General features: G+C 73.1%; 22 protein-coding genes. 13 read left to right on the top strand and 9 right to left on the bottom strand.

Going from position 1 to position 21,181, the window contains the following annotated elements:
• Nucleotides 1–77: 77 nt before the first annotated feature.
• Complete coding sequence (locus tag ACFT32_RS07380; protein ID WP_382486740.1) at nucleotides 78–1,574, bottom strand: bifunctional phosphatase PAP2/diacylglycerol kinase family protein; 1,497 nt, start codon at nucleotides 1,572–1,574, stop codon at nucleotides 78–80.
• Between the two features lie 111 nt (nucleotides 1,575–1,685).
• Here ACFT32_RS07380 and ACFT32_RS07375 point away from each other — a divergent pair, with 111 nt between their 5' ends.
• Nucleotides 1,686–3,305, top strand: a complete 1,620-nt coding sequence (locus ACFT32_RS07375; protein ID WP_382486738.1) for an ABC-F family ATP-binding cassette domain-containing protein — start codon at nucleotides 1,686–1,688, stop codon at nucleotides 3,303–3,305.
• Between the two features lie 109 nt (nucleotides 3,306–3,414).
• On the opposite strand, the gene ACFT32_RS07370 is transcribed toward ACFT32_RS07375, so the two are convergent.
• Nucleotides 3,415–4,515 carry a Vms1/Ankzf1 family peptidyl-tRNA hydrolase gene (locus tag ACFT32_RS07370; RefSeq protein ID WP_382486736.1) on the bottom strand — a complete coding sequence of 367 codons (1,101 nt, stop codon included), beginning with the start codon at nucleotides 4,513–4,515 and terminating at the stop codon, nucleotides 3,415–3,417.
• A 93-nt stretch (nucleotides 4,516–4,608) separates the two neighbouring features.
• Between ACFT32_RS07370 and ACFT32_RS07365 the strand changes: the two genes are divergently transcribed.
• The gene (locus ACFT32_RS07365) at nucleotides 4,609–4,866 is read left to right on the top strand and encodes a DUF6158 family protein (protein WP_382486735.1); all 258 of its coding nucleotides are present in this window, start codon (nucleotides 4,609–4,611) and stop codon (nucleotides 4,864–4,866) included.
• Between the two features lie 35 nt (nucleotides 4,867–4,901).
• Here the strand turns inward: ACFT32_RS07365 and ACFT32_RS07360 are convergent, their stop codons facing one another.
• The 4 genes from ACFT32_RS07360 to ACFT32_RS07345 form a co-directional block, all read right to left on the bottom strand.
• A complete protein-coding gene (locus tag ACFT32_RS07360; RefSeq protein WP_382486733.1) occupies nucleotides 4,902–5,444 on the bottom strand; it encodes a type 1 glutamine amidotransferase domain-containing protein in 543 nt (180 codons plus the stop codon).
• A gap of 5 nt (nucleotides 5,445–5,449) precedes the next feature.
• Nucleotides 5,450–6,082, bottom strand: a complete 633-nt coding sequence (locus ACFT32_RS07355) for a diguanylate cyclase (RefSeq protein ID WP_382486732.1) — start codon at nucleotides 6,080–6,082, stop codon at nucleotides 5,450–5,452.
• The gene (locus ACFT32_RS07350) at nucleotides 6,079–6,510 is read right to left on the bottom strand and encodes a CBS domain-containing protein (protein ID WP_382486730.1); all 432 of its coding nucleotides are present in this window, start codon (nucleotides 6,508–6,510) and stop codon (nucleotides 6,079–6,081) included. The genes ACFT32_RS07355 and ACFT32_RS07350 overlap by 4 nt, the downstream gene beginning before the upstream one ends.
• 84 nt (nucleotides 6,511–6,594) lie before the next feature.
• Nucleotides 6,595–6,996: a DUF2795 domain-containing protein gene (locus ACFT32_RS07345; protein WP_382486728.1), complete on the bottom strand. Its 402-nt coding sequence runs from the start codon at nucleotides 6,994–6,996 to the stop codon at nucleotides 6,595–6,597.
• Between the two features lie 160 nt (nucleotides 6,997–7,156).
• Between ACFT32_RS07345 and ACFT32_RS07340 the strand changes: the two genes are divergently transcribed.
• The 5 genes from ACFT32_RS07340 (at nucleotide 7,157) to ACFT32_RS07320 (ending at nucleotide 11,759) form a co-directional block, all read left to right on the top strand.
• Nucleotides 7,157–7,348, top strand: a complete 192-nt coding sequence (locus ACFT32_RS07340; RefSeq protein WP_382486726.1) for a hypothetical protein — start codon at nucleotides 7,157–7,159, stop codon at nucleotides 7,346–7,348.
• Between the two features lie 234 nt (nucleotides 7,349–7,582).
• Nucleotides 7,583–8,377, top strand: coding sequence for an RNA polymerase sigma factor SigF (locus ACFT32_RS07335; protein ID WP_382486725.1), 795 nt, complete (start codon nucleotides 7,583–7,585; stop codon nucleotides 8,375–8,377).
• A gap of 144 nt (nucleotides 8,378–8,521) precedes the next feature.
• Entirely contained in the window at nucleotides 8,522–9,262 is a 741-nt protein-coding gene (locus ACFT32_RS07330; protein WP_382486723.1) for a hypothetical protein, read from the top strand.
• A 191-nt stretch (nucleotides 9,263–9,453) separates the two neighbouring features.
• Nucleotides 9,454–10,701 carry an aminotransferase class I/II-fold pyridoxal phosphate-dependent enzyme gene (locus ACFT32_RS07325; protein WP_382486721.1) on the top strand — a complete coding sequence of 416 codons (1,248 nt, stop codon included), beginning with the start codon at nucleotides 9,454–9,456 and terminating at the stop codon, nucleotides 10,699–10,701.
• A complete protein-coding gene (locus ACFT32_RS07320; RefSeq protein WP_382486719.1) occupies nucleotides 10,698–11,759 on the top strand; it encodes an MBL fold metallo-hydrolase in 1,062 nt (353 codons plus the stop codon). The genes ACFT32_RS07325 and ACFT32_RS07320 overlap by 4 nt, the downstream gene beginning before the upstream one ends.
• A 2-nt stretch (nucleotides 11,760–11,761) precedes the next feature.
• On the opposite strand, the gene ACFT32_RS07315 is transcribed toward ACFT32_RS07320, so the two are convergent.
• Nucleotides 11,762–12,430 (bottom strand): DedA family protein, encoded by a 669-nt coding sequence (locus tag ACFT32_RS07315; RefSeq protein WP_382486717.1) that lies wholly within the window; start codon nucleotides 12,428–12,430, stop codon nucleotides 11,762–11,764.
• Nucleotides 12,427–13,200 carry an MBL fold metallo-hydrolase gene (locus ACFT32_RS07310; protein ID WP_382486715.1) on the bottom strand — a complete coding sequence of 258 codons (774 nt, stop codon included), beginning with the start codon at nucleotides 13,198–13,200 and terminating at the stop codon, nucleotides 12,427–12,429. The genes ACFT32_RS07315 and ACFT32_RS07310 overlap by 4 nt, the downstream gene beginning before the upstream one ends.
• 83 nt (nucleotides 13,201–13,283) lie before the next feature.
• Between ACFT32_RS07310 and ACFT32_RS07305 the strand changes: the two genes are divergently transcribed.
• The 6 genes from ACFT32_RS07305 to dnaK all read left to right on the top strand — a co-directional run bounded on the left by ACFT32_RS07305 (nucleotide 13,284) and on the right by dnaK (nucleotide 20,602).
• Nucleotides 13,284–13,685, top strand: a complete 402-nt coding sequence (locus ACFT32_RS07305) for a hypothetical protein (RefSeq protein WP_382486713.1) — start codon at nucleotides 13,284–13,286, stop codon at nucleotides 13,683–13,685.
• A gap of 140 nt (nucleotides 13,686–13,825) precedes the next feature.
• A complete protein-coding gene (locus tag ACFT32_RS07300) occupies nucleotides 13,826–15,898 on the top strand; it encodes a phage holin family protein (RefSeq protein ID WP_382486711.1) in 2,073 nt (690 codons plus the stop codon).
• Nucleotides 15,899–16,000: 102 nt separating this feature from the next.
• Nucleotides 16,001–16,429, top strand: a complete 429-nt coding sequence (locus ACFT32_RS07295) for an OsmC family peroxiredoxin (protein WP_382486709.1) — start codon at nucleotides 16,001–16,003, stop codon at nucleotides 16,427–16,429.
• A 122-nt stretch (nucleotides 16,430–16,551) separates the two neighbouring features.
• Nucleotides 16,552–17,934: a hypothetical protein gene (locus ACFT32_RS07290; RefSeq protein WP_382486707.1), complete on the top strand. Its 1,383-nt coding sequence runs from the start codon at nucleotides 16,552–16,554 to the stop codon at nucleotides 17,932–17,934.
• On the top strand, nucleotides 17,931–18,671 hold the full coding sequence (locus ACFT32_RS07285; RefSeq protein WP_382486705.1) for a glycerophosphodiester phosphodiesterase family protein: 741 nt from the start codon (nucleotides 17,931–17,933) through the stop codon (nucleotides 18,669–18,671). The genes ACFT32_RS07290 and ACFT32_RS07285 overlap by 4 nt, the downstream gene beginning before the upstream one ends.
• Nucleotides 18,672–18,736: 65 nt before the next feature.
• Entirely contained in the window at nucleotides 18,737–20,602 is a 1,866-nt protein-coding gene (gene dnaK, locus ACFT32_RS07280; RefSeq protein ID WP_382486703.1) for a molecular chaperone DnaK, read from the top strand.
• Between the two features lie 21 nt (nucleotides 20,603–20,623).
• Here the strand turns inward: dnaK and ACFT32_RS07275 are convergent, their stop codons facing one another.
• Nucleotides 20,624–21,091, bottom strand: a complete 468-nt coding sequence (locus ACFT32_RS07275) for a nitrate reductase molybdenum cofactor assembly chaperone (RefSeq protein WP_382486701.1) — start codon at nucleotides 21,089–21,091, stop codon at nucleotides 20,624–20,626.
• Between the last annotated feature and the right edge of the window lie 90 nt (nucleotides 21,092–21,181).

Raw genomic sequence — 21,181 nt, 5'->3', positions numbered from 1 at the left:
TCGGCATGGGATCACCGTACGCATCCTGGCCGTATAATGAGATCCGTATCCTGCTATATGGACTGACGGGGTGTCAGTCAGTAGCCGGTGATGGGCCGGTACACGGTCAGTGCCTCGGGCATCTTCTCCAGGGTCACGCGGCCCTCGACGTCGATGACCTCGCCGTCGTAGGCGAGCAGCGTGCCGGGCGCCACGTGGTCCAGCCGCAGCCGCCCCACCTGGACGGCCGCATGGGCGGGCGAACGGGTCAGCGGTCCCGCGAGGGCGGCGGCCAGCAGTCGCGCGGCGGGCCGGCGCCCGCCGTGCACGACCCGCACGTCGAGCTGCCCGTCCGCGAGGTCCAGCCGGCGCCCGGGCGCGAGCCCCACGCGGTGATAGGTGCCGTTCCCGGCGAACAGCAGCCACAGCGGACGCGTACGGCCCTGGAACTCGGCCTCCAGCGGATGCCGATCGGCCCGCAGCACGCGCCGGGCCGCGAGCACGCCGGCCGGCCAGCCGCCGATCCGGTGCGACCAGCGCTCCCGCTCCCGCACGAGCTCCGGATAGACGCCGACACTGCAGGTGTTGAGGAAGACGCCGTGCTCCTCGCCGCAGGAGAACCGTCCGACGTCCACGCGTACCGCATCGCCCTGGCGCAGCGCACGGGCCAGGTCGCGGGCGTCCTCCACGCCCAGGTCGTAGGCGAAGTGGTTGAGGGTGCCGCCGGGCAGTACGGCGAGGGGCAGCCGGTGACTCAGGGCGATGCGGGCGGCGGTGTTCACGGTGCCGTCGCCGCCGCACACGCCGAGGACCCGGGCGCGGCCGGCCGCCTTCTCCAACTCGGCGGCCACGTCCTGCGGTTCGCACTCGACGACCTCGGCCCGGGGGAGCTCGTCGCGCAGGGCGCGGGCACGCTCGGCGGTTCCCGCGGCGGTGTTCGCCACGAGCACCAGCCCCTCGCCCTCCAGCAGCGCCGGGACCTCGGCACGGGGCCGCGCCGGCGGGAGGGCCTGCGTCCGCGTCGGCACCAGGCCCCGTACGGCGAACGCGGCGCCCGCGCCCAGGGCCGCGCCGGCCAGGACATCGCTCGGGAAATGGACGCCGGTGTACACGCGGGAGAGGGCGACCGAGGCGGCCACCGGGGCGACGACCGCGCCCCAGGCCGGGGACTCCAGGGCGACACCGGTCGCGAAGGCGGCGGCCGACGCGGCGTGCCCGGAGGGGAACGAGGTGGTGATCGGCTGCCGCTTCAGCTGCCTGATCAGCGGGACCGGGTCCAGCGCGGGGCGGGGTCGGCGCACCGAGCGCTTCCCGAGGGTGTTGATGGCGAGGGAGGCGAGGCCCAGCGAGGCCAGCCCGCGGGTCGCCGCACGGCGGGCCCGGGGCGTGCGGCTCGCCGCGAGGGCGGCCGCGGCCGCGAACCACAGGACGCCGTGGTTCGCGCCGCGGGAGAGACGGGGCAGGACGTGGTCCGCCCCGGGCCAGTGCCGGCCGGCCGCGGACTCGAAGAGACGGCGGTCCAGGGCGAGGACGCGGTCGCGCAGGGGGTGGTGCCCGGGCTTCGGTGTGGTGAGGTCCAGGTCGGGGGTTGTCATGGTCTGCGGGTACCCGGAGGGGGGTGGGCACACCGTCGCTTCACCGTGCTCGGCGTCGCCCGCGCCAAATGCGTTTGCCCCGCACGCCCCGGCGCCGCAGAATCCCTGCACATGGGTCACCTCGAAGCCGCGCACCTGGAGTACTACCTGCCCGACGGAAGGGCGCTGCTCGGCGATGTGTCGTTCCGGGTGGGGGAGGGCGCCGTCGTGGCGCTCGTGGGGCCCAACGGTGCCGGGAAGACCACCCTGCTGCGCATGCTCGCCGGTGAACTGAAGCCGCACGGCGGTTCCGTCACCGTCGGCGGCGGCCTCGGCGTGATGCGGCAGTTCGTCGGATCCGTACGCGACGAGACGACCGTGCGCGACCTCCTCGTGTCCGTGGCGACGCCCCGCATCCGCGAGGCGGCCCGTGCCGTCGACGCCGCGGAGCACGCCATCATGACCGTCGACGACGAGGCCGCCCAGCTCGCCTACGCCCAGGCCCTCGCCGACTGGGCCGAGGCACGTGGCTACGAGGCCGAGACGCTGTGGGACATGTGCACCACGGCGGCCCTGGGCATCCCGTACGACAGGGCCCAGTGGCGACTCGTCCGCACCCTCTCCGGCGGCGAGCAGAAACGGCTCGTGCTGGAGGCGCTGCTGCGCGGCACCGACGAGGTGCTGCTGCTCGACGAGCCCGACAACTACCTCGACGTACCCGGCAAGCGCTGGCTGGAGGAGCGGCTCGCCGAGACCCGCAAGACCGTGCTGCTGGTCTCCCACGACCGCGAACTCCTCGCCCGCTCGGCCCAGCGCATCATCTCCCTGGAACCCGGCCCCGCCGGTGCCGACGCCTGGATGCACGGCGGCGGCTTCGCGACATATCACGAGGCCCGCCGGGAGCGCTTCTCCCGTTTCGAGGAGCTGCGCAGGCGCTGGGACGAGAAGCACGCCCAGCTGAAGAAGCTGGTGCTGACCCTCCGTCAGGCGGCCACCAACAGTGACGGGATGGCGTCCCGCTACCAGGCCGCCCAGACCCGCCTGCGCAAGTTCGAGGAGGCCGGCCCGCCCCCGGAGCCGCCGCGCGAGCAGGACATCAGGATGCGCCTCAAGGGCGGCCGCACCGGCGTCCGCTCGGTCACCTGCGAGCACCTGGAACTCACCAGCCTGATGAAGCCCTTCGACCTGGAGGTCTTCTACGGCGAACGCGTCGCCGTCCTCGGCTCCAACGGCTCGGGCAAGTCCCACTTCCTGCGGCTGCTCGCCGGCGGCGACGTGGCGCACACGGGGCTTTGGAAGCTGGGCGCCCGGGTCGTGCCCGGCCACTTCGCGCAGACCCACGCCCACCCGGAGCTGGAGGGCCGTACGCTCCTCGACATCCTGTGGAAGGAGCACGCGCAGGACCGGGGCGCCGCGATGTCCCGGCTGCGCCGCTACGAGCTGACGAACCAGGCGGAGCAGACGTTCGACCGGCTGTCCGGCGGCCAGCAGGCCCGCTTCCAGATCCTCCTGCTGGAGCTCCAGGGCGTGACGGCGCTGCTGCTCGACGAGCCGACCGACAACCTCGACCTGGAGTCCGCCGAGGCGCTCCAGGAGGGCCTGGAGGCCTTCGAGGGCACGGTCCTCGCGGTCACCCACGACCGCTGGTTCGCCCGCTCCTTCGACCGCTACCTGGTCTTCGGCAGCGACGGCCGGGTCCGGGAGACCCCGACCCCGGTCTGGGACGAACGCAGAGTGGAACGCGCCCGCTAGGGGGCCGCAGCCCCCTAGGGGCGCGGGGAACTGCGCGACCAGCCACAACGCACCCGCACCCGCACTGCCGCAAGCACCCCTATGGCGGCTGGGCGCACAACAGCTCCGCTCACTTCCAGCGGAGCAACGCCCCGAGTCCCCCCACCGGCACCTCCTCCTCCGCAACCGCCAGCGCATGCGCGTCCGTGGCCACCGCCGACCGGATCAACGCGTCATCCGCCCGGGCCGGCCACGAGTGCTGCTCGCCGAGGATCTTCAGATCCGTGCGCCGCACAGCCACCTGGTCCGGATCCTCGCCGATCCACACCTCGCGGTGCGCGTCCGGCCCGTTCGGCCTGATCAGCAGCTCGTCGATACGGTGCTCACGTGCCGCCTCGATCAGCGCGGGCACGCCCTCCACGGCCCGGGCCCGGCCCTCGTCGTCCGGGCTCCGGCCGGCCCGGAACCGCTCCAGCTCCGCCTCGGCCTGCCGCGCCACATGCTCGGCGCGGGCCCGCTCCACGTCCTCGTCGAGGAGCCGGCTGCCGCTGCCGTGCGGCGCCTCGGCCACCAGGCCGTGCAGCCGCTTGGGCAGCCGGTCGTGCACGGACCGCCGCTCACGGTCGTCGCCGACGAGAATCAGCAGGTCGGCCTGGGTCTCCTCCTGGCACACGGCGAGCGCGTCGGCGATCTCCGCGGCGTTGTGCTCCCAGGTGTTCTCCACCCGCAGCTGGAAATGCCGCTCGGACCAGTCCGCGGAGCTCGTCCGGTGCACCGGCCACTGCCGCCCGGTGACGCTCCCGGAGTCCTCCCGGCCCAGCGCGCTGCGCAGCTCGAAGTCCGCGCCCTTGCGGTCGACGTAGGCCACCACGCAGACCGGGTCCTCGCCGGCCAGCTCCAGCAGGGGCGTGACACGCGGCAGCGGGGCCCACTCGGCCCAGTCGCCGGCCTGCGGGGGGCGGGCCAGCGGCGGGTCGAGGACCACCTCGCCGTCGCGCGCGAACAAGGCCCGGCCGTGCGGTTCGGAGGAGTGCCGCAGATCCTCGATCGCGTTCTGCACGGCCCCGCAGGTCGCCTCGTCCGCGCCCTGCGCGGCAAGCTGCCTGGCCATGGCCTGGGCCGTCAGCTGCCGCTCGTGAGGCGTGTCCTCCGTGTGCCGGGAGGTGTCGACGTACACAGAGGCCCAGGGGCCCGAGTGTTCGTAGAGTGGGTGCAGAAAGGCGAGATCCATGGCTCCCTCCCGGGTGCCGATCGGGTGTAGTGCTCAGTTGCACCGGGCGGGTACCCGTACCGCGGACACGAACACGACGAGCGGGGCGACACCATGACCGGAGTGGACCCTGACCGGCTGGACGACCAGCAGCTCATGAAGGAGCTGGAGACCATCCACCGCACGCGCCACGACACGCTGCTGTACGGGTCGAACGACGCGCTGCGGGCCCACAACGAGCGCATGGCGCAGCTCGAGGGCGAGTACCTGCGCCGCAACCCGCGGCGCCCGGTGGCCGCGGGCCGCACCCGCGAAGGGGCCCGGGAGCGGGGGAGCGGGGAGTCGGCGACTCCCACGACCCCCGGCACCTGAGCCCCTCGAAGGACACGCGCCCGGTGACAGGGCGTTCAGCCGGCCTCCTCGGCGAACACCTCGAGGAAGGTCTCGCAGAACGCCTTGAGGTCGTCCGGCTTGCGGCTGGTGACGAGCTTGCCCGCGCCGTGGTCGCAGACCTTGACCTGCTTGTCCACCCAGGTGCCGCCCGCGTTGCGGATGTCCGTCCGCAGGCTCGGCCAGGAGGTCAGCTCCCGGCCCCGTACGACGTCCGCCTCGACCAGCGTCCAGGGCGCGTGGCAGATCGCGGCCACGGGCCGGCCGTGCTCGAAGAAGTCCCGGACGAAAGCGACGGCCCTGTCGTCCATCCGCAGAAAGTCCGGGTTGGCCACACCGCCGGGCAGCACAAGACCGCCGAACGAGTCGGGCGCGGTCTCGCCCACCACCTCGTCCACGGGAAAGGTGTCCGCCTTGTCGAGGTGCTCGAACGCCTGGATCTTCCCCTGCTTCGTGGACACCAGCACGGGCTCGTGGCCGGCGTCCTTCACCGCCTGCCACGGATCGGTCAGCTCGATCTGCTCGACGCCCTCGGGCGCGACCAGAAACGCGATACGCATGATGCTCAACGTCCTTTCCCGGAACGGTTCTTCTTGTTCTCGCGGCCCGTGCGGACGCACCGCAGCAGCTCCTCGCCGTACGGCAGCAGCACGCACGTGCCGATCGCGGCGGCGATGCCCGCCAGATAGCCGCGCGACAGCGGGCGTCGGCGCGGCACGAGGCGCCACGCGTCCGGATCGCCCTCGCCGCCGCGCAGCAGCGACTTCACCTGGTCGGCGTGCAGGCACATCAGGGCGGCCAGGGCCCCGAACGGCAGCGACTCCAGAAAGCTGTGGATGTGCTGCTCGACCGGCTTGACCTCCCGCTCGCTCCCGACGGCCGTACGGACGTCCCACAGCGCCGTCGCCTCGTGCACCGTGGCCCCGCCCAGCTGCACGCTCAGCAGCAGCGGGTTGACCTCGTAGCGCAGCGTCAGCGCGATGGGGATGCCGACCTCGGCCATCATGAGGGAGTGGATCAGTGATTCCTTGGTGCCCGCGGTCTCCTCGATGCGGGTCCGCCGGTGCATCACCCAGTCGGCCACGCCCGGCACGAACCAGCTGGGCAGCAGTCCGTACAGCAGATAGCGGGTCGTGGCGTCACCGACGTCGACCGTGACGCCGGAGGCGCTGATCTCCTTCGCCTGGTCCGTGCTCATGCACCGCCCCGGGCGTCCGGCTCGGCGCGGCTGATGTCGGCGAGCGCCGACGCGGGGTCCTCGGCCTCGGCCAGGTCGCCGAGGCTCACCATGCCGACCGGCAGTCCGTTCTCCACCACCGGCAGCCGGCGCACCGCGTGCTCGCGCATCAGCGCGGCCGCCGTCGCCACCCGGTCGTCCGGCGTCACCGTCACCGGATCCGGGGTGCACACGGTCTGCGCGCTCACCGTCATCGGATCGGCGCCGTCGGCGACGGCCCGCACCGCGATGTCACGGTCGGTGAGCACTCCGATCACGTCCTGCCCGTCGGCGACCACCACGTCGCCGATGTTCTGCGTGCGCATCAACTGTGCCGCCTCGACGAGCGAGGCGTCCGGGCGCACGGCCACCACACCCGGAGTCATCACGTCCTTCACCAACTCGGCCATCACTGGGGCCCTCTCTCCGTTCCCAGGTCGGCAGGGGTACCGCGGCGCACCGGCGGGCGCGCCGCGGTACCCCTGGCGCGGTCACTACGCGTATTCCTCGGGCCCGGTCTCGCGGGCCCGGATCAGGGCCTGGGCCAGTTCCTGGACATTGCCGTAGCGCTCCTGCCGCGGCAGCCGCTCCAGTGCCTCGACGAGGGTGTCGGGCGCCTGGTGGCCGCGCAGCTCACGGGCCAGCTCACGCGAACTCGCCGGGAACGCCTTGCGGCCCAGGATCCGGGCCAGATCCAGCCGTACCGACTCCAGAGACGTCGGCGCACGGCTCGGTGTCACCGGCCCGTGCGCGACCTCGGGGTCGTCCTCGGCGGCCGGCTCCGGGTCGTGCCACTCCTCACTGCGGGTGGGGTGCCCGGACCTGAGCAGACCCTGCAGTTCGTGCTTCATCTCGTCGTCCCGGTGGACGCTCAGCCGGTCGCTGCCTCGCTGCATGTTTCCCTCCAGACCTTCGGGGGCCCGCACCGCGTACCCGCACACCGGAAGCCGACACGGGTTGGGCACACCGGATCCCCACAACCCGCCCTGGTTTGCGCCACGGCCTGGGGGAGACCCGGATCACACCCCCCCACACCTCCCTGGGGAAGGACCCGTCATGGCGATGCTCGCTGTGCTCATTCCGCTGCTCATGCTCGGAGTAGTGCTCGTTCTGGGCCGGTACGAGGAGCTGCTGCTGCCCGAGGAGAAGACCGGCCGGCGTGAACCGGCCGGCGTGCCCGTACCCCCCGCTCCCGCGGCCGCCGCCGCTTCTCCCGCCCCGGCGGGAACTCCCGCCCCTTCGGCCTGAAGCCCTGCTCGGCCGTCGTTCGCAGGTCCGCGTCAGGTCACCGTGCGCGACGGCGGAGAACCTCTCCGGGTTTGCGTGTGAGGGCCCGGGGCAGGCGCACCTCAGTGCTTCGGACAGGAGGCACGTCCGTGGGAGCGGCGTGAAGCGTCGCCACCGGCGCCCCTGTCCCGCAGCGGATGCGCTCCCACGGTGACCGTCCAACCCAGAGCACCTGCAAGGGAATTGCGACGCATCATGCCGACTCACACGAGCACGAAGCAGCACCCCCACGACGACGCCCCCGACACCGCCGAGGCCTTCCGCAGGCTCGCCGCCCTCCCCGCCGGCCCGGAGCGCGACGCGCTCCGCGACGAGATCGTCGAGGCCTGGCTGCCCATGGCGGACCGCATCGCCGGGCGCTTCCGCAGCCGAGGCGAGAACCTGGACGATCTGCGCCAGGTCGCGGCCCTCGGCCTGGTCAAGGCCGTGGACCGGTACGACCCCGAACTCGGCAACGCCTTCGAGAGCTATGCCGTGCCCACCGTCACCGGCGAGATCAAGCGGCACTTCCGTGACCACATGTGGACCCTGCACGTACCCCGCCGGGTCCAGGACCTGCGCAACCGTGTCCGGTTCGCCTCACAGGACCTGTCCCAGACCATCTCCGGCCGCCGGCCCACCGTGGCCGAGATCGCCGAGCACGCGAAGATGAGCGAGGAGGACGTCAAGACCGGTCTGGAGGCGCTGGAGAGCTTCACGGCCCTGTCCCTGGACGCGGAGCTGCCCGGCAGCGAGGACGGGTACTCCCTGAGCGACGCGCTCGGGTCGCCGGATCCCGCACTGGACACGGTCGTGGACCGTGAGGCGGTGAAGGACCGGCTGGCGGCGCTGCCCGAGCGGGAGCGGGCGATTCTGTACATGCGGTTCTTCTCCGACATGACGCAGAGCCGGATCGCCGAGGAGCTGGGGATCTCGCAGATGCATGTGTCCCGGCTGATCAGCCGGTGCTGCGTGCGGGTGCGGGAGCAGGTGATGCGGGATGCCGGGTAGCGCGGGGTCGCGCCCCTAGGGGGTCGCGGTTCACCCGGTTGGAGCGTGCCGTCCCGCTAATGGGGGTCGGTCGCGGGCGGTGACGCGGTGAGCGGGCTGTGATGGCGGAGGGCTTTCTCTGTCGTCGCCGAAGGAGTTCGCGCCATGCGCCGCACCCTCCAGGCCCTGTCCGTCGCCGTTCTCGCCGGGTCCGCCCTGGCGGGCTTCGCACCCGCCGTCTTCGCCGAACCCGCCGCCGAGGTCAGTCCCGCCACCGTCGAGCCCGGGGGGACGCTCACCGTCTCGGTCAGCTGTGATCCGACGGGTGGACCGCCGCCCGACACCATCGACGCCACCTCGCAGGCCTTCGACGACGGCACGGTCCCGCTGCGCAGGGTCACCGGCAACGACGACAAGGTGTCCGGGCCCGCCTACCGGGGCACGGCCCGCATCGCGTCCGCCGAGAACTTCGAGGGCGACCCGGACGCCCTCGGCGAGGACTCGGCGTGGACCGTCGACGGCACCTGCCCGGCCGCTCCCGGCGGTCAGGGCAAGGAGTGGAGCGCGACGTTCACGGTGGCCCACGGCGGCGGTGGCCACCACAAGCCGACCCACGATCCCACGCACCGGCCCACCCACAAGCCGTGCCCCGAATCGGACCACGAATCGGACCACGAATCGGACCACGTATCGGACCACGAATCGGACCACGTGGACCACGAATCGGACCACCCCCGCGACAGCGAGTGCGGCGGAGCGGTGATCCAGCGCGGGGTACGGGCCGGTGACGGCGGTGCCTTCACCGACTCCGTGCCGGCCCTGGTCGCGGGCGGGCTGCTGATCGCGGGCGCGTTCGGCGCCGCCGCGCACCGGCTGCGCAACCGGGAGCGCGATCCCTACCGCTGACCTGCCCGGACCGTTCCGCGGTGCCCCGGAAACGGCCCGCTTCCCCGGCCCGGCCCGCTCATGCTGTGACCGTCACAACCCGGCGGGGCGCCCATGGGGCGGCGGCACCCTGGGTACTCACTGGCCGAGAGCACGAGCCGCACCGTACGGATCACCAGAACACGGCGGCACCAGGCACTGCGGAGGTACGGATGCGGCGGACGGACCCGCAAGGCCACGGCCCCGTCCGGTTCGGGCCGCCGCTCCCCGAGGACGGGCTCCCTGTCCTGCCGGAGCTGTCCGCGGTGCTCGCCGCGGCGGCGTCCCGCGGCGACCACGAGCCGGTCGGCGGCGGCCCCGCGCTGCGGGAGGCCGCCTGCGGCTACTGGGACCGGCGCGGACTGCACTGCGCCCCCGACCGCGCGGCCGCCGGCCCCGGTGCCCCCTCTCTGCTGCTCGCGCTGACCGCCGCCCTCGGCGGTGACGTCCTGGTGCCGAGGCCCTGCGCGGCCTGGTGGGCGCCGTACGCACGTCTGCTGGGGCGGCCCGCCTTCCATGTGCCGACCCCGCCGGAGAGCGGTGGCGTCCCCGATCCGTACGCCCTGCTGGAGACCGTGCGCCGGGTCCGCGCCGAGGGCGGCGACCCGCGCCTGCTGGTGCTGTCCGTCGCCGACGACCCCACCGCGACCGTCGCCCCTCCCGAGCTGCTGCACGAGACCGTAGAGGCCGCCCAGGGGGAGGGCCTGCACCTGGTCAGCGACGAGACCTGGCGCGACACCCTGCACGACCCGCACGACACCGTGCTGCTCAGTCCCGCCGAGATGCTGCCCGACCGGGTCACCGTCGTCACCGACCTGGCCGGTTCCCTGCTCCCGCCCGGCTGGCCCGCCGCCGTGGCCCGCTTCCCGGCGGGCGAGGACGGCGACGGCCTCCACGCGCGCGTGCTCGACGTCCTCACCGCGCTCGACGCCCGTGTCGCCGCCCCGGTCGCCGCGGCGGCCGGGTACGCCCTGGCCGAACCGGACCCGGTCACGGAGCGCGTGGCCGCCACCGTGCGCCTGCACGCGCGGGTGGCCGCCGCGGCGCACTCCGCCGTCGCCGCCGCCGGTGCCTTCTCCCGGCCCCCGCGGGCCGGCCGGCATCTGTACGTGGACCTCGCCCCGCTGCGCCCCGCGCTGAGCGCGCACGGCGTGGGCGACGCACAGGAACTGGAGGACTTCCTCTCCGCCCGCCTCGGCATGCCCGCGCCGGGCGGCCACCGCTTCGGCGACGACCTCGAAGCCCCGCGCGTGCGCCTGTCCACCGGCGCACTGCTGCCCGCCTCCGACCCGGAACGCGCGGAATGCCTCACCTCACCCGCACCGTTGGAACTGCCGCATGTGCGAAGGGCGTTGCTCCGGCTGAAGTCGGTCTTCGACGACCTCCGTGACGAAGCTCAGCGACGGGAGCCTCCTCGATGACGCAGCAGTCCGAGTCGACCACCGGTACGACCACCCGGGAAGCCGGCGACCCGGCACTCCCGTCCCCGCTCGCGCCCCCGTACCCGCCCCTGGCCGAACCCCGGCCGCTGGCCGAGCGGAGAGTGTGGCCGCGCACCTTCCACGACCGGCTGACCGCCCCGCTCCCCGGCCTGAAGGCCATCGCCCGCTTCGCCCGCGAAGGCTCCGTGAGACCGAGCCCCCAAGGACTCGCCGACATCCCCCGGCTCCCCTACGCCCCCGGCCCGCTGCCCCGCGTCGACGCCCGCACGATCGCCGTCACCTGGGCGGGGCACGCCAGTTGGGTGCTGCGCGTCGGCGGCCTCACGATCCTCACCGACCCGGTCTGGTCCCGCCGGATCCTCGGCACCCCCGCCCGCGTCACCCCCGTGGGCGTCCCCTGGGACGAGCTGCCGCACGTCGACGCCGTCGTCATCAGCCACAACCACTACGACCACCTGGACGCCCCCACCCTGCGCAGACTCCCGCGCGACACCCCCGTGTTCGCCCCGGCCGGGCTCGCCCGCTGGTTCCACCGCCGCCGCTTCACCCGCGTCACGGAACTCGACTGGTGGGAAGCGGCCGAACTGGACGGCGTCCGCTTCGACTTCGTCCCGTCCCACCACTGGTCCAAGCGCACCCTCACCGACACCTGCCACAGCCTGTGGGGCGGCTGGGTGCTCACCGACCGGGACGGACAGCGCGTCTACTTCGCCGGCGACACCGGCTACGGCCACTGGTTCTCCCGCATCGGCCGCCGCTACCCCGGCATCGACCTCGCTCTCCTCCCCATCGGCGCCTACGACCCGCGCTGGTGGCTCAGCGACGTCCACTGCGACCCGGAGGAGGCGGTCCGGGCCACCCAGGACCTGGGCGCCCGGCGGATGGCCCCCATGCACTGGGCGACCTTCGTCCTGTCGGCGGAGCCGGTCCTGGAGCCGCTCACGCGCGTACGAGCGGCCTGGGAGAAGGCGGGACTGGCACGCGACGACCTCTGGGACATGCCGGTGGGCGCCTCGAGGGTGCTGTCCGGGCACTGACCTCAGTGGCGCGGGACGCTGCGCACCCGTCGCACCAGACTCGGCACCACGCTGATCACCAGCGTCAGCGCGATCGCCGCGACCACGCCCTCCCACGGCTCGTCGAACAGCGACCCTCCGAGAATCCCGATCAACTGATAGGTCACGGCCCACGCCAGACATGCCGGCAGGTTCCCCCGGGAGAACCGCCGCAACGGCCACTGGGCCAGCAGACAGGCGAGCATCACCGGGATACGCCCCGCCGGCACCAGCCGGGACAGCACCAGCACCGCGACACCGTGCGAGGCGAGCTTCTCCTGCGCCTGGGCGAGCCGGTCCTCCGGCGCCCGCGCCCGGATCGCCTCCAGCCAGCGCGAGCCGTTCTTCGACTTGAGCCCGCGCCGTCCCAGCCAGTACAGCGTCGCGTCCCCGAGGAACGCCGCCAGCGACGCCGTCAGGAACACCATCGCCAGCGAGAACGGCGACGTCTGGTGAAAGGCGACCACGGCCGCCGAACTCACCAGCGCCCCCGTCGGAATCACCGGCACCAGCGCCCCGGCCAGCACCAGCAGGAAGAGCGTCGGATAGCCGACCGCCTGCTGCGTGGAGGTCGGCACGATGGCCGCCGGGGTGACGGCCGACGCCGCCAGCAGGGGCAGACCCGCCTGCGCCACGGGCGCGGTCCAGGTCACCGCGCGACCTTCGGGCGCACGCTCTCCCCGTGCCCGAGCCGGTGCACCGCCACACCGGGTGCGCTACGGGCCGCCAGCCGTACGAATTCGTCGCCCGGCGCGTGGAACTCGTGGGGGCGCACGGCGTCCATCCCGATCGGCCAGTACGTGCCGTAGTGCACCGGCACCGCACTGCACGGCGCCAGTCGTGCCAGCGCCTCCGCCGCCCGTCCCGCGTCCAGATGCCCCTCGCCCAGGTACGGTCCCCAGCCGCCGACCGGCAGCAGCGCCACCTCGACCGGCCCGACCTCCTCGGCCATCGTGTCGAACAGCCCGGTGTCCCCGGCGAAGTACGTCCGGGCCTCGCCGGCTATGACATAGCCGAGCGCGGGAGCGCGGTGCGGTCCGAGCGGCAGCCGCCGCCCGTCGTGCCGCGCGGGCACGGCCCGTACGACGACGTCGCCGACCGGGGTCTCGTCCCCGGGCGCCACCTCGCTCACCCGCAGGTGCGCGAGCCGGCGCAGTCCGGGCACCGCTCGGCGCGCGCCCCGGGGCACGAGCAGGCGCGTGCCCGGAGCGAGCCGCATCAGCGAGGGCACATGCAGATGGTCGGCGTGCAGATGAGAGACCAGTGCCACGTCCGCGTCCAGGGCGCCGGGCGGCGGCAGGGCTCCGCGCCGGCGCCGCAGGTGTGCGAGCCGGCGTGCGAACAGGGGATCGGTGAGCACGCGTACGTTCGAGTCCTCGACCGTGCAAGTGGCGTGACCCCACCAGGTGATCTCCACCGGCACTTCTTTGCCTCCTTCGCGCGACTCCCCGAAGCCTACGGGCAGGAGTAGGGTCGGCGGCGAAACCGGAGGTGAGGGGGGACGCCATGGTGCCGGTCCGGGTCACGGCGATCGCGAGTCTGACGCCGCTGGAGGAGCTGGACGACGATCCGTTCCTGGTCGACTCCCGCAGCCAGCACGCGATGTGCTCCCGCTGGGCCGCCGAGCGGGGCTATGTGGTCAGCCGGGAGTTACTGGTCCGTGGGCTGCGTCCCGACCACGGTGCCCTGTGGGACGGCGTCCGGCCCGGCCTCGACCTGTTCGTGGCGCCCAGCCGGCGGGTGCTCGAGAGCGCGCTCGCGTCCGTCGAGGAATTCACCGCGGAGTGCTCGAAGCGCGGGGTGCGCGTCGAGACGGTGGGGCACGCGGAGCCGGCGTACGACGCGGCGATGAAGGCGTGCGTGCACCGCCGGCTGTCGATGCCGACGGCCGGCTACGACGGACGCTGACCCGGCCGCGGCGAAAGGCGTGACCTCGGTCCGCCGGGGGTTTCACGGGGGCGTTTCGAGGGACACAAAGCGTTCCCCAGGCGTTGTGACAGGGTGGGGAAGAGCTCGCGGCGGCGGGCCGGGACGTGAGGTGGCTGGGCGTGCGGGGCGTGCGGTGGCGGCGGGTCGCCAGTCAGGTCGGGCGGAGTGTCGCCGTGTGGGCGGTCTCCACCGTCACCCTGCTGCTGCTCGCCGGGATCCTGCCGGACTTCCGGCTCCGGTCGGCGGACGGCGACAGCGCCACCGACATCGCCGTCACGGCGGCCTTCGGCGCCGGCGCCTTCGGCCTGCTGTCGGCCGTGGTCTGGCCGCTGCTCGTCCGGCTCCTGCTCCTCGTGCCGGCGCTCGTGCTCGGGCTGCTGGTGTTCTTCCTGAACGGCGCGCTGCTGCTGCTCGCCCTGAGACTCAACCCCGCCGAGCGCGGCGCCGCCGCCCCGGAGACCGCCGTCGTGGTCGCCGCCGTGATGTCCGCCGTGGCGTCCGCCACCGGTGCCGCCCTGGCCGTGCGCGACGACGACGCCTACCGCCGCAGGCTGTACCGCCTCTCCGACCGCCGCCGCCGGTCAGGACCGCCCAGCCCGTCCAGCCCCGGCACGGTGTTCGTCCAGCTCGACGGCGTCGGCCACGACGTCCTGCTGGACGCGGTCGGCAAGGGCCTGATGCCCACCGTCGCCCGCTGGCTCGACTTCGGCGACGGCGGCCGCTCCACCCACCGCCTCACCCCCTGGCGCACCGACTGGTCCAGCCAGACCGGCGCCAGCCAGCTCGGCATCCTGCACGGCAGCAACCACGACGTCCCCGCGTTCCGCTGGTACGAGAAGGACACCCGCGAGGTGGTCGTCTGCAACCGCCCGACCAGCGCCGCCGAACTCCAGCGCCGCGCCGTCGGATACGCCGGACACGGCGGTCTGCTCACCGTCGACGGCGCCAGCCGCGGCAACCTGTTCAGCGGCGGCGCCGAGCAGCAGGCCCTGGTGCTGTCCATCGCCGCCCGCCGCCGCAGCCGCGAGAACCGCTCCCGGGCGGGCTACTTCGCCTACTTCTCGGATCCGGCCAACGCCGTGCGCACCGCCCTGTCCTTCGTCGCCGACGTCGGCCGGGAGATCGGCCAGTCCACCCGGGCCCGGCTCCGCAAGCAGCGCCCGAGGGTCTCCCGCGCGGGCCTCTACCCGTTCGTCCGGGCCTTCGCGACGGTCGTCGAGCGGGACGTCGTCGTCGCCTCGGTGACGGGCGACATGCTTGTCGGCCGCACCGCCGTCTATGCCGACCTGGTGGCCTACGACGAGGTCGCCCACCACTCCGGCCCGGTGAGCCGCGACGCGCAGAAGGTCCTCGAGAAACTCGACCGTTCGCTCGCGCTGATCGAGAACGTCGCCGAGCACGCCCCGCGCCCGTACCGGATCGTCGTGCTGTCCGACCACGGCCAGAGCCCCGGCGAGACGTTCCGCTCGCGCTACGGCCTCACCCTCGGCGACCTGGTACGGGCCGGCTGCGGACTGCCCGTGCCGCGCAGGGCGGAGCGCACCCGCAGCGGCACGGAGGCCCGAGCCGCCGTCCGTGCCGCCCTGCGCATACCGGTCGAGGAGGGCGGCGAGCGGCACCGTCCGGCGCGCCGCCCGGAGCCGATCGTGCTGGCCTCCGGCAACCTCGGCCTGGTGTCCTTCCCCGACGTCACGCACCGGATGAGCAAGGAGGAGATCGACGCCCGCCACCCCGCGCTGCTGCCGACCCTCGCCAACCACCCCGGCATCGGCTTCCTGCTGGTCCGCAGCGACGAGCACGGCGGAGTCGTCCTCGGCGCGAACGGCGCCGAGATCTCGCTCGCAGACCTCGACGACGACCCGGGCCCGCTCGCCGCGTTCGGGCCGGGCGCGGCCGACGCGGTGCGTCGTACGCACTCCTTCCCGCACACCGCCGACATCATGGTCAACTCCTTCCACGACCCGGCCGACGGCGAAGTCCTCGCCTTCGAGGAGCAGATCGGCTCCCACGGCGGCCTCGGCGGCGCCCAGGGCAGGCCCTTCCTGCTGTCCCCGCTCGTCCTCTCCGCACCGGTGGCGGACGGGGCGGAAATCGTCGGCGCCGAGCACGTCCACCGCGTCCTGCGCCGCTGGCTGCGCGAGTCGAACGGCCCTCAGGTGCCGCTGGAGAGCAGCGAGGAACGCGCGGCCTGAAATTCGGCGCGTGCGCGGACGCGGCGCCACGGGTGTGATCGGATGGGGGTACGGGACCCGGAGACGGGCCCCACCGCGAGTCCGCACGCGAAAGGAAGAACCGTGGCTACCACGCGCTCCGCACACACCGTCTGGGAAGGCAGCCTGCTCGAGGGCAACGGCGTCGTCACCTTCGACACCTCCGGTGCGATCGGCGAGCAGCCGGTCACGTGGGCGTCGCGCGCCCAGGAGGCGAACGGGAAGACCAGCCCCGAGGAGCTGATCGCCGCCGCCCACTCCAGCTGCTACTCCATGGCCTTCTCCAACATCCTGAACAAGGCCGGGACGCCGCCCACCAAGCTCATCACCTCCGCCGACGTCTCCTTCCAGCCCGGCGAGGGCATCACCGGCATCCACCTCACCGTCGAGGGCACCGTCCCCGGCATCGAAGAGGCGGCCTTCCTCGCCGCCGCCGAGGAGGCCAAGGTCGGCTGCCCGGTCAGCCAGGCGCTGAAGGCCACGCCCATCACGCTGACCGCCAAGCTCGCCTGACCAGGCACACCCCCGTCGCGCGGGCCCGCCCACCAGGGGCGGCCCGCGCGACGTCGTCGGTTCGCCACCCGCGGCCGGGGTAGAACCAGACGCATCGGAACCGACGGGCCGGAAGGAACGCGATGCTGCCGGGAACCTCCCCGAACGCGACGGTGCTCGACTCCGCCACCCGCGACCGGACCCGCGTCCTGCTGCTGGTCAGCCTCTCCGGACGGCTCCGCCCCCGGGACAACGGCCTCGGCGCCCTCGTCGACCGCTACGACTACGGCCGCTTCGCCTCGCACCTGATGACCAGCCAGGACGTGCTCCCCGTCCCGGTCCTCGACGAACAGGTCGCGCCCCGCCGGCTGCGGCTGCCGCAGGGCGACCACGGCCTGGGCCTCGCCTCCCTGCGGATCCTCGTCGTCACCACCCCGCGCGGCGACGCCACCCTGGTCGTGGACTGCTCCTTCGCGGGCGAGACCACGGCCGGCGACCTCGCCGCCTGGCTGGCCACGACCTGCTTCGACCGGGAGCGCATCGAACTCGACGACCGCCCGCTCGTCCAGACCCTGACCGAGCAGCTCGGCCGCCCGCTCGCCCTCGGCCAGAACGTGCACCAACTCGTCTTCCCCGGCGGCCGGTTACAACGCGAACTGCTCAGCGCCGACGAGGCCCGCAAGGCGATCCTGCTGAACGAGATCGTCTACCGCGGCCGGATGCCCTGGAACCCCGCCACGCCCTACGACGCGAGCCTCGCGCCGCGCCTCAGGAACCACGGCCTCACCCTGTCCGCCCTCGGCCGGGGCGTCTCCGTCCAGGCCGGCTGGGCCCCGCACGTCGAGAACGGCCTGATGCTCGTCGCCGTCGGCATGGTCTCCGCCCTCGCCGTGCTCCAACGCACCCGGCTCGCCGCCTTCGCGATGATGAAGGCCAACGAGCAGGCCCTCACCGACTCGCCCACCGAGATCCGCTCCCTGATCTCCCGCCTCTCCGCGGGCGTCAACGAACTCCAGCTGGACCTCGCCTTCGGCGTCGAGGCCTACGTCGACAGCCTGCTGATCCCCGAGATGGTGATGGAGGCTTTCCAGTCCTCGCAGCGCGACGCCCTCGGCATCCGCGACAGCCTGGAGAACTCGGCCCGCATGGTCGAGCGCCTGACCTCGGTGATCAGCGCTCGCTCCGCCGCCCTGGACGCCGAACTCGCCGAGCGCGACGAGCGCCGCGACCGCACCGTGTCCGGCCTCGTCGCCGCCGCCACGCTGATCGCCCTGCCGCCGACCCTGCTGCTCGCCTTCTTCGGCGTGAACGGAACCAACGTCGACGACCACCGCTCCATCCTCGACCTGCGCGCCTACGGCACGGCCTACGCGCTGGCCTGGCTCCCCTTCGTCGTCCTCGTCGTGATCGGATACGTCCTGCTCAGACGGATCAGCACCCGCTCCGGCTCACTGCTGCCCACGTCCGACGGCGACGCCGTACCCGTACCGCCCCCACGTCCGCCCTCCGGGAGCCCCCGACCATGACGCCCCGCCCCGCCGTCTCCGCCCACCGGGGCGGCTCCGAGCGCGCCGACGCCGCCACCTGGGAGGCGTACAAGGACGCGCTGGAGTCCGGCGCGGAGTACGTCGAGTTCGACATCCGCCGCACGGCCGACGGCGTCCTCGTCGTCTACCACGACCCCCGGGTCGGCCCCACCGGGCCGCCGCTGTCCCGGCTCACACACGCCGAGCTGAGCGAGCTGGCCGGATACGACGTGCCCTTGGTGGACGAGGTCATGGCGCTGATCGCCGGGAGACTCGTGGCCCACCTGGACCTCAAGGAGGTGGGGTACGAGCGGGAGGTGGTCGACCGGGCGGTGGCCCTGCTCGGCACGGACGGACTCGTCGTGACGACGCTGGAGGACCGTTCCCTCGCCGCCGTGACACAGGCCTTCCCCGGGGTGCGCACCGCGCTGTCCCTGGGGCGCGACCGCCGGGACCTGGCCCTGGCCCGGCTGCCGGGGACCCGGCTGAGCGAGCTGTTCCCCGCCCGCCGGATCCGCGCCTGCGGGGCCCACGGCGTCGCCGTGCACCAGCGGCTGGCCAGGACCACCGTGCTGCGCGAGGCGACCAGGCGCGGTCTGTTCACCATGGTGTGGACGGTCAACGACGACACCCTGATGCAGGCGTTCCTCGCCCACCCGCGCGTGGATGTGCTGGTCACGGACCGGCCCCGGCGCGCCGTGGCCCTGCGCGGGCCGATCACTCCTTCGCGGCATTGACAACAGCGCGCTCAAGTTTTGTGCTGGAGAGTGGGTGGCCGGTGCCCTGACGGAAGGGGACAGCGATGGGACGAGCGGTCGGGATCGACCTCGGGACCACGAACTCGGTGGTGGCCGTGCTGGAGGGCGGTGAGCCCACGGTCATCGCCAACGCGGAGGGGGCGAGAACCACGCCCTCGGTCGTGGCGTTCGCCAAGAACGGCGAGGTGCTGGTCGGGGAGGTCGCCAAACGGCAGGCCGTGACGAACGTGGAGCGCACCGCCCGTTCGGTCAAGCGCTACATGGGCGACGCGAGCTGGCGCTTCCCGGACCAGGGCGACGTGGACGGCACCCGCTACCGGGCGCAGGAGCTGTCCGCCCGGGTGCTGCAGAAACTGAAGCGGGACGCGGAGTCCTACCTCGGCGAGGACGTCACCGACGCGGTGATCACCGTCCCGGCCTACTTCGACGACCATCAGCGGCAGGCGACCAAGGAGGCCGGGGAGGTCGCGGGCCTGAAGGTGCTGCGGATCATCAACGAGCCGACGGCGGCGGCGCTGGCGTACGGGCTGGACAAGGAGAACGACCAGACGGTGCTCGTCTTCGACCTCGGCGGCGGCACCTTCGATGTGTCGCTGCTGGAGATGGGCGAGGGCGTCATCGAGGTGAAGGCCACCAACGGCGACACCCACCTCGGCGGCGACGACTGGGACCAGCGGATCGTCGACTACCTCGTCAAGCGCTTCAAGGGCCAGTACGGCGTTGACCTCGCGGGCGACAAGATGGCGGTGCAGCGGCTGCGCGAGGGCGCCGAGAAGGCCAAGATCGAGCTGTCCAGCTCCACCGAGACGACGATCAACCTGCCCTACATCACGGCCTCCGCCGAAGGGCCGCTGCATCTCGACGAGAAGCTGACCCGGGCCCAGTTCCAGGAACTCACCGCCGATCTGCTCGACCGCTGCAAGGCCCCCTTCCACCAGGCGGTCGACGACGCCGGGGTGAAGCTCTCCACGGTCGACCACGTGATTCTCGTCGGCGGCTCGACCCGGATGCCCGCGGTGACCGAGCTGGTCAAGGAACTCACCGGCAAGGAGCCGCACAAGGGCGTCAACCCCGACGAGGTCGTGGCGCTCGGCGCCGCGCTCCAGGCGGGCGTCATGCGCGGCGACGTCAAGGACGTGCTGCTGCTCGACGTCACCCCGCTGTCCCTGGGCATCGAGACCAAGGGCGGCATCATGACGAAGCTCATCGAGCGCAACACGACCATCCCGACCCGGCGTTCGGAGATCTTCACGACGGCGGCCGACAACCAGCCCTCGGTCGGCATCCAGGTCTACCAGGGCGAACGGGAGATCGCCGCCTACAACAAGAAGCTCGGCGTCTTCGATCTGACGGGCCTGCCGCCGGCACCGCGCGGCGTGCCGCAGATCGAGGTGGCCTTCGACATCGACGCCAACGGCATCATGCACGTCTCCGCCAAGGACATGGCGACCGGCCGCGAACAGAAGATGACCGTCACCGGCGGCTCGGCGCTGGGCAAGGAAGACATCGACCGCATGATGCGCGAGGCCGAGCAGTACGCCGAGGAGGACCGCAGCCGCCGCGAGGCCGCCGAGACCCGCAACCAGGCCGAGCAACTCGTCTACCAGACGGAGAACTTCCTCCGCGACAACGCCGACAGGATCCCGGCCGACACCAAGTCCGAGGTCGAGTCGGCCGTCACCGAGGTGAAGGGACAACTGGAGCAGCAGGCGGAGACGGCCGCCCTGCGCACCGCCGTCGAGAAACTCGCCTCCGTCAGCCAGAAGATGGGCCAGGCGATGTACGCCCAGGCCCAGCAGGCGCCCACCGGCGAATCCTCCGGCACCGCGCAGGAAGAGGAGGGCGTGGTCGACGCGGAGATCGTGGACGAGGAGAAGGACCAGCGGGACGAGAAGGGCGGCGCCGCATAGGCCGGGCCACCCTCGGCAGTCCTAGGGACCGGTGTGCGCCGGCGGCAGCGTCGCGCACACCGCGTCCAGGACCGTCGCGTACGGCGTACCGAAGGCGGTGAGCCCGGCCCGGAGGCGGTCCAGGCCGTCGCGGTGGTCCGTCAGCAGTTCGGTGCTGCCCGTGCGGGCCGCGAACTCCAGGACCGCGGGCAGGAAGTCGGGCGGTTCCTCGCCGGTGGTCTCCAGGCCGTGCGCGCGGTACACCTCCTCGGAGGGCGCCGGTGCCGCTTCGCGCCAGACGCTCAGGTACAGGCTGTGGTCCTGCCCGGCCTCGAAGACCTCGACGTAGTGCGCGGCCAGCTCCCGGGGCGGGGTGAGGGCCGCGTGGTCGGCGAACTCCCGCAGCTGCGGGGCGGCTTCGCGCAGCAGCGACAGCCGGGCGCGGAAGTCGTCGTCGGGATACATCAGGCACAGCGCGGCAGCCTGGTACAGCACCTCGAATCCGGGCATCGGACCTCCTTCGCGTGCGCTCCCTTGCCTGCACCGTCATGCCGACGCTAGGGGCGGGCCGCGGAGGACACCCGCCGACAGGGCCCGTAC

This window comes from Streptomyces sp. NPDC057002, from assembly GCF_042673825.1.
Taxonomy (GTDB): Bacteria; Actinomycetota; Actinomycetes; order Streptomycetales; family Streptomycetaceae; genus Streptomyces.
The sequence above is the reverse complement of the archived record's forward strand: the minus strand, read 5'-3'. Positions and strand labels throughout refer to the sequence as shown.